Annotated in this window: 1 protein-coding gene; it reads right to left on the minus strand. The window is 60.0% G+C overall.

What is annotated here, in order from left to right; translation table 11 throughout:
* Positions 1 to 8,458, minus strand: an 8,458-nt coding sequence (locus ACYP01_RS09080) for a non-ribosomal peptide synthetase (protein ID WP_459679521.1), incomplete at its 3' end; no start/stop codon positions are given.
* Positions 8,459 to 8,519 lie beyond the last annotated feature (61 nt).

Consider the following 8,519-nt stretch of genomic DNA (forward strand, 5'->3'; position numbering starts at 1 on the left):
CCGCAGACAACACCTCCTGGAACCCGACACCGTCGACCTCCGGATACACCGTCCGCAAAATCTCATGCCGACCAACAACATCCGACACAGCAGCCTGCAGAGCCTCCACATCCAACAACCCCGACAACCGAATCGCCACCGGAATATTGTTCGCCGACGACAACGTATCGAAACGGTTCAAGAACCACATCCGCTGCTGCGCCAACGACAACGGCACCCGCTCCGGACGCACCCGAGCAGTCAACGCCGCCCGAGCACCCGAACCAACCTCCGACTCCACCCGAGCAGCCAACAACTCCACCGACGACGCCTCGAACAACACCCGCACCGGAACCTGCGCATCGAGCGCCTGCCCCAACCGAGCCGCCACCCGAGTAGCAATCAAAGAATTACCACCCAAAGCAAAGAAATCATCATCCAACCCGACACGCTCGACCCCGAGAACATCCCCGAACACCGACGCGACGATCTCCTCCACCGCCGTCACCGGAGCCCGGAACACCGCAACCTCGAACACCGGCTCCGGCAACAACTTCCGATCCAACTTCCCAGACGCATTCAGAGGCAACGCATCCAACACCATGATCAACGACGGAACCATGTACGACGGCAACACCGCACGCAGCGAATCCGTAAGCGCTACAACATCAACCACCGCACCCGACGCCGGCACCACATACCCAACCAAGCTGTCACCCGACTTGGAGTCAGAGTGCATCACGACGACGGCGTCGTTGACGTTCTCATGCGTGAGCAGGGCTGATTCGATCTCACCCAGTTCGATCCGCTGACCACGCAACTTCACCTGGAAATCACTACGGCCGATGTACTCCAGCTCCCCCGATTTGGTCCATCGAACCAAATCTCCGGTGCGGTACAACCTGGCGCCGGCTGATCCGAATGGATCGGCGACAAATCGCAGCGCCGTCATAGCAGGCTCACCGTGATATGCACGAGCCACCTGCGGTCCACCCAAATACAGTTCACCGGCCACACCCACCGGCACTGGCGCCAACCGGCCGTCAAGCACAACAGTGGACGCGTTAGCGACGGGCGTACCGATCGGGACGACCACCGCCTCAGGAGTCGCCTCCCAAGCTGTTACCACCTCGACCTCGGCAGGCCCGTACCAGTTGTGCAGGCTCGCCGAGGCGTACCCGCTGAATCGGCGTACGGTGTCGGCGCTCAACGCCTCTCCTGCGACAAAGACTCGACGCACCGATTCCGGCAGCGGCGCGGGCACCGCGGACATGAATGCGCTCAACATCGACGGAACGAAATGCACCGTCGTGACCCGCTCTTGAGCGATGGTTTTCGCAAGATAATCTGCGTCCCGGTGTCCATCGGGAACCGCGATGACCAGTTTCGCGCCAGTTTGGAGAGTCCAGAACAATTCCCAGACCGAAATGTCGAAGGTGATCGGCGTTTTGTGCAGTACCACATCCGAGCAATCAAGCCTGTAGGTCGCCTGAGCCCACACCAACTGGTTCACCGTTGCGCTGTGTGTAATGGCAACGCCCTTGGGTCGACCTGTCGAACCTGAAGTGAAGATCAGATACGCCGTGTTTTGCGATCGCAAAGGCGAATTGCGTTCAGAGTCGGCAATCCGGCGAGATGGGAACCCGTCCAAGTTCAGAGCCTCGACAGTCACCATCCGTCGACCCGTCGACGCGAACTGATCGCGAGCGGTAGTCAGAATCAGTACCGGATCCGCCGCCTCTACGACGTACTCGGTGCGTTCTGCTGGATGATCTGGATCGATAGGAACGTAGGCGCCCCCAGCCTTCAGAACGGCGTAGATCGCAACCACGAGGTCAATGCTCCGACGCATCGCCACACCGACCAACTGCTCAGGTCCGACTCCTTCGGAAATGAGGTGACGCGCGAGTTGATTGACCTTGGCATCGAACTCCGCATACGTAAGTTCAATTGCGTCCATGGCCAACGCGACGGAGTTAGGCGTCCGCGCAACCTGCTCGTCGAACAACGAGACCAGCGTCGCATTGTCCGAGCACAAAGATCCGGCCGAAACAGCTTGTGCCAGTACCTGTTCACTCTCGCTCTGTGAGAGTACGGGAATATCACCCACCAGTACGTCCGGAGTTGCGGACACTGTGCTCAGAATTCGCAACAGACGATCGACGAATTCCAGCACCGTTGATTCGTCGAACAGGTCGGTTGCGTAGTTGAACGACCCGTGTATCCCTGAGGGTTCTCCAGACTCGCTGATGACCTCGGACAGAGTGATCTGAAGGTCGTATTTCGCCGTTCCCGAGTCCGCTTCGATCCCGGAAATCGTGAGTTCTGGCAACACGAACTGCGTTTGCGCAAAGTTCTGGAACACCAACAAAACCTGGAACAGCGGTGAGTGCGCAGTAGAACGCACGGGGTCGATCTCATCCACCAACCACTCGAACGGCACATCCGCATTGGCAAACGCCGATAGATCGATTTCACGCACCTGCTCCAGGAACGAACCGAATCCCTCCGACGCTTCGACGTTCGTGCGTAAGACCAGCGTGTTGACGAACATACCAATCAGATCGTCGAGTTCGGCCTCCCCGCGTCCTGCGACAGGAGTACCAAGCACCACGTCCGTGGAACTGCTCAGTCTGGACATCAAAACAGCCACAGCCGCGTGAATGACCATAAAGACAGTGACGTTGTGACCCTCTGCAAGCCTCGACAAGTCTGAATGAAGGCGTGCATCGATCGTGAAATTGACTGTCGCTCCGCGTAACGACTGAATCGCGGGCCTTGCACGATCCAAGGGGAGATTCAAAACGGGGGGGACGTCAGCCAACTGAGTTCGCCAATACGCAATTTGCTTCGACGCGATCGAGTCCGGGTCACCATCTGAGCCCAACAGCTCGCGTTGCCACAACGCATAGTCCGCGTACTGCACTCCGAGAGGTGCCCACCCCGGAACCACCCCCCGAGATCGGGCCTCATACGCGACCATGACATCGCGCCCGAGTGGCCCGACTGAGGAACCGTCTCCGGCAACGTGGTGGATCACGACAACCAACACGTAGTCGCCAGAGCCAAGGCTGAACAGTTTCGCTCGAACGGGGACCTCAGCACCGACGTCGAATCCCTGTCCGACAACCTCTGCTACGCGCAGCATTACAGACTCGGCGTCGACCTCGACTGGACTCAAGTCCAGCACGACCTCTTCGGGTGGAACAATTACCTGCATTGGTCCATCTGGATCGCTTGGGTACAACGTTCTGAGCGACTCGTGCCGTGCCAGGACATCGGAAACAGCAGCTTTCAGCCCCGCCACGTCCAGCTTCCCTGAAAGCCGGATCGCGAGAGGAACATTGTAGACCGGCGACTCTGGGTCGAGTTGGTTCAGAAACCACATCCGTTGCTGTGCAAGGGACAACGGCACCCGCTCCGGACGCACCCGAGCAGTCAACGCCGCCCGAGCACCCGAACCGATCTTGGTCTGAACCCGGGCAGCCACGCGCTCGACCGAGGACACCTCGAACAGCACCCGTACCGGAACCTGCGTATCGAGCGCCTGCCCAAGGCGGGCAACCATCCGAGTCGCAATCAGCGAATTGCCACCCAAAGCAAAGAAATCATCATCAAGCCCGACCCGATCCACACCCAACACCTCGGCGAAAACCGAGGCAACCGACTCCTCCACCGGAGTCACCGGAGCCCGGAACGCCGCAGCCTCGAACACCGGCTTCGGCAACAGCTTCCGATCCAACTTCCCCGAAGCATTCAGCGGGAACGCATCCAACACCATGATCTGCGACGGCACCATATACGACGGCAACACCGACCCCAACGAATCCACAAGCGCCGCAACATCAACCACCGCTCCCGACGTCGGCACCACATACCCCACCAACTGATCACCGGTCTTGGTCGACACCACCGCCACCGACGACACCGACACCGACACATCGGCCACCAGGGCCGACTCGATCTCCCCCAACTCGATCCGCTGACCCCGGAACTTCACCTGGAAATCAGTGCGCCCGATGTACTCGAGCTCCCCCGACCAGCCCCACCGCACCAAGTCCCCCGTGCGGTACATCCGATCGCCGACACTGCCATGAGTGAACGGATTCGCGACGAAGCGATCCGCCGACAAATCCGGACGAGAAACATACCCACGAGCCAACTGATCACCCGCAAGATACAACTCTCCCGCAACACCCGCCGGCACCGGACGCAATCGCGAATCCAAGACGAAAACCTGCGAATTCCACTGCGGCACACCAATAGAAGCCACACCACCGTGGACAGCATCCGTCACATCCGCGAACGTGATCGACACCGCGGCCTCGGTCGGACCATACAAGTTGTGAACCCGCGCGCTTGAAACAACACCGAAATCGCGCACCGTCTGCGCCGGCAACGCCTCACCGATGACGAACACATCACGTAGCGAATCCAACTGGCTGGCAGAGACTTCCCCCGCGAACACCGACAGCATCGTCGGCACGAAGTCCGTCACCGTCACGCGCTGATCAGCGATCACCGACGCCAAATACCCCGGATCCCGATGACCGTCATGAGTGGCCACCACCAACCGAGCACCCACCGCCAACGGCAGGAAGAACCCCCACAAAGACACGTCGAACGTCGTCGCAGTCTTCTGCAGATACACATCCGACCCGGTCAGAACATACTGCCCCTGCATCCACGCCATCTGATTGACGATCGCCGCATGCGAAACCGCCACACCCTTCGGCTTCCCCGTCGACCCCGACGTGAAAATCACATACGCAGCATTCGAAACACGCAACGGCGCAACACGATCCACATCAGAAACAGGCGCATCCGAGAATCCGGACACGTCCAGCTCGTCTATCAACACCACATCGAATTTACTCGGCAACACCACACCGTCACCAGCAGTGGACAACACACAGACCGGTGCCGCGGTCTCGAGAATATGACCATTGCGCTCGACCGGATGATCCGGATCCAACGGCACATACGCCCCACCCGCAGCAACCACTGCATACATACCAACCACAAGGTCAACCGACCGGCGCATCGCCAACGCCACCAACGACTCCGGCCCCACGCCCACCGAAATCAGATACCGTGCAAGACGGTTCACCCGAGACCCGAACTCCGCATACGTCAGAGACTGCCCCTCGAACACCACCGCCACCGCATCCGGCGTCGCCGCCACCTGCGCAACAAACCCGTCGAGCAACAAAGCACCAACAGTCAACTCGTGAACAGTGTCATTGACCGCCACCAGCACCTGCGAACGCTCGCCCTCACCGAGCAACTCCACATCCCCGACAACCGAATCAGGCTCCGCCACCATTGCTTCCAGAACACGCACCAACCGCTCCGCAAACGAAACAACTGTCGACGCGTCGAACAGATCCGTCGCATACGTCAACGACATCGGCATCCCCACACCGACGCCGTCCTCCTCCAACGGCGTCACCGTCAACTGCAGATCGAACTTCGCGATCTCGACGCCGGCGTCGAAACCGGCAATCGACAGTCCCGGCAACTCCACGACATCCTGCGCCATGTTCTGAAAGAACAACGCAACCTGGAACAACGGATGATGGGCCTGCGACCGCGCCGGATCAAGCACTTCCACCAAACGCTCGAACGGCACGTCCTCGTTGCCGAACGCCCCGAGATCGACCTCACGAACCCGACCCAATAACGCCGAGAAAGACTCCGAAGAATCCACCTCGGTCCGCAACACCAACGTATTGACGAACATACCAATCAGATCGTCCAGCTCCGGCTCACCCCGCCCTGCGATCGGAGAGCCCACCACAACGTCGTCACTACCGCTCAGCCGCGCCAACAACACCGCCAACGCCGCATGCACCACCATGAACAACGACACATTACGATCAAGCGCCAACTGCTCGAGCGCTCGATGTAACCGCGCGTCTATCGAAAACTGGTAACTCGCACCCTGATTGGATGCCACCAACGGCCGCGGGCGATCCGCCGGCAGCTCGATCCGCTCCGGCAACCCCGCCAACACCGACGTCCAATACCCCAACTGCTCAGACATCAACGACGACGGATCACCCTCGGACCCCAACACCTCACGCTGCCACAACGCGTAATCCGCATACTGCACCGCCAACGGCGCCCACCCCGGAACCTGTCCACCCGCACGCGCCACATACGCCATCGACACATCACGCACCAACGGACCCATCGACACACCGTCAGCAGCGATATGGTGAATCACCAACGCCAACACAAACTCCGACGAACCCGTCTGGAACAAACGAACCCGTAATGGCACCTCGACCGTGACATCGAACCCCTCTGCCACCACTGGCGTCAGCACACCGAGCAAGTCGGCCGCGTCGACAGTTTCGGGCAATACAGTTTCCACGAATTCGTCCACCGGAAGTACTTGTTGGAACCCGATGCCCTCGAATTCCGGATAGACGGTCCGCAACACCTCGTGCCGCGCAACAACATCCGACAGCGCTGCGGACAGTGCCGAAACATCGACGGCACCGGACAACCGCAACACGATCGGAATGTTGTTCACACCAGACACAGAGTCGAATCTCGACAAGAACCACATCCGCGACTGTGCAAGGGAAAGAGGTATCCGCTCCGGACGAGAGCGAGGGGCCAAGGCAATTCGCACACGCCCCGCTGAATCTGACAAAACAGATGCAAGACCGGAGACTGTCGAGTACTCGAAGAGCGTTTTGACCTGAACCCGCACATCGAAAGCCGCACTGAGACGCCCGGCCAATTTCGCAGCAATCAACGAGTTGCCGCCGAGTTCGAAGAAGTCGTCGTCAGCGCCGACTCGGTCCACCCCCAAGAGTTCTTCGAATATGCGCGCGACCACGACCTCACCATCGGAGGATGGCGCTACAAACTCTCGGGCCTCGAATACGGGATCAGGAAGTGCTGCTGAATCCAGCTTTCCTACTGGCGTCAAGGGAATCTCGTCGATGACAACGACAGCCGCCGGAATCATGTGACGGGGAAGATCCGTCTTGACCACTGCCAGGACGTCATCCCCGGACAGCACGGCTCCAACTGCAGGAAGCACATAAGAGATGAGAGCCGTTTCACCGCTGGGCAACACTCGCCCGAGCGTTGTCACGAACTCGACCCGTTCGTCGAGTGCGATGACCGCGTCGATTTCAGTCAACTCGATGCGGAAGCCACGGATCTTGACCTGGGAATCGGACCGTCCGACGTATTCGACGCTACGATCGCCGGCAGCACTTTCCGTCCACCGCACCACGTCCCCCGTGCGGTACATTCGTTCACCCTGTGCCCCAAAGGGATTCGCGATGAATCGATCGGCCGTCATACCTGCCAAATTGTGGTATCCGCGCGCAACCTGCGGCCCTGCAAGATAGAGCTCACCCGTAGTCCCCGTCGGTACAGGCTGCAAGCGGGCATCCAATACCAAAGACGCTGCACCACGAATCGGACCACCGATCGTGACGGGATCACCCGCGCCGAGTTCCGTCATGTTCGTGACGATCGTCATCTCGGTCGGGCCGTACGCGTTGACAAAGTGGCGTCCGGGCGCCCACTTCGCGACCAACTCTGGCGGACACGCTTCACCCGCGACCACGACGACAGCAACATCGTCGAGTCCAGATGGATCCACCGATGCGAGCACCGAAGGAGTAGCGCCGACATGCGTCACTCGCTCTGTCTTGATCAGCTCGGCTAGCTCGGGCCCACCGTAGATGCTCGATGGGGCAATCACCATGACGGCGCCCGCCCCGATCGTCTCGAGTAGTTCGAAGATCGATACGTCGAAGCTTGGAGTCGTGAAGTGCAAAACCCGCGAATTGCCGTCGAGCGACAGCATGCGAATTTGCTCTCGCTGCAGGACGGCTAGCCCCGAATGCGAAACAACAACACCCTTGGGTCGCCCTGTGGAGCCGGATGTGTAGATGACGTACGCGGCGTGCTGCTCACGCAGTGTCCTTACCCGCTCGTCATACGTCACTGGCGCGCCGGAGACAGCGGCCAACGACTCGACAGTGTCCGAAGCATCGATCGAGATCCACCCGACCGAGTCGGTTAACCCGGCGCGTGCACCCTCAGTGGTCAACCCGACCGAAACTCCAGAATCGCTGATCATGTAGGCCACGCGATCGGCTGGATAGTTCGGATCCACCGGGACGAAGGCGGCGCCGGACTTGGCGACTGCCCACAGTGCCAGAACGGACTCGATGGACCGCGGTATCGAAATTGCAACCCGATCCTCTGGCCCCATGCCGCCGGCGATCAACAATCTCGCCAAACGAGACGATTGCTCGTCCAACTCTGCGTATGACAGCGAACGTCCTTCGAACCGCAACGCCTCCCGCTCGGGCCCCAGCTCGACGGCCGCCGCCAGCAGTTGCGGAAGCAACGAGGTGCTGGCACGACGGCCGCGTGCCGGACGCTCTCGACGTGCCTTGCGAGCTACCGAAGTCCCTGGCGTCACACCATCGGAGCTCATGCGGTCACGACCTGCACTCGAACGGCATGCTGGAGGAACACGTGCTGCGTCAAGACAATTT

It is taken from the genome of Rhodococcus sp. no. 34 (genome assembly GCF_054589475.1).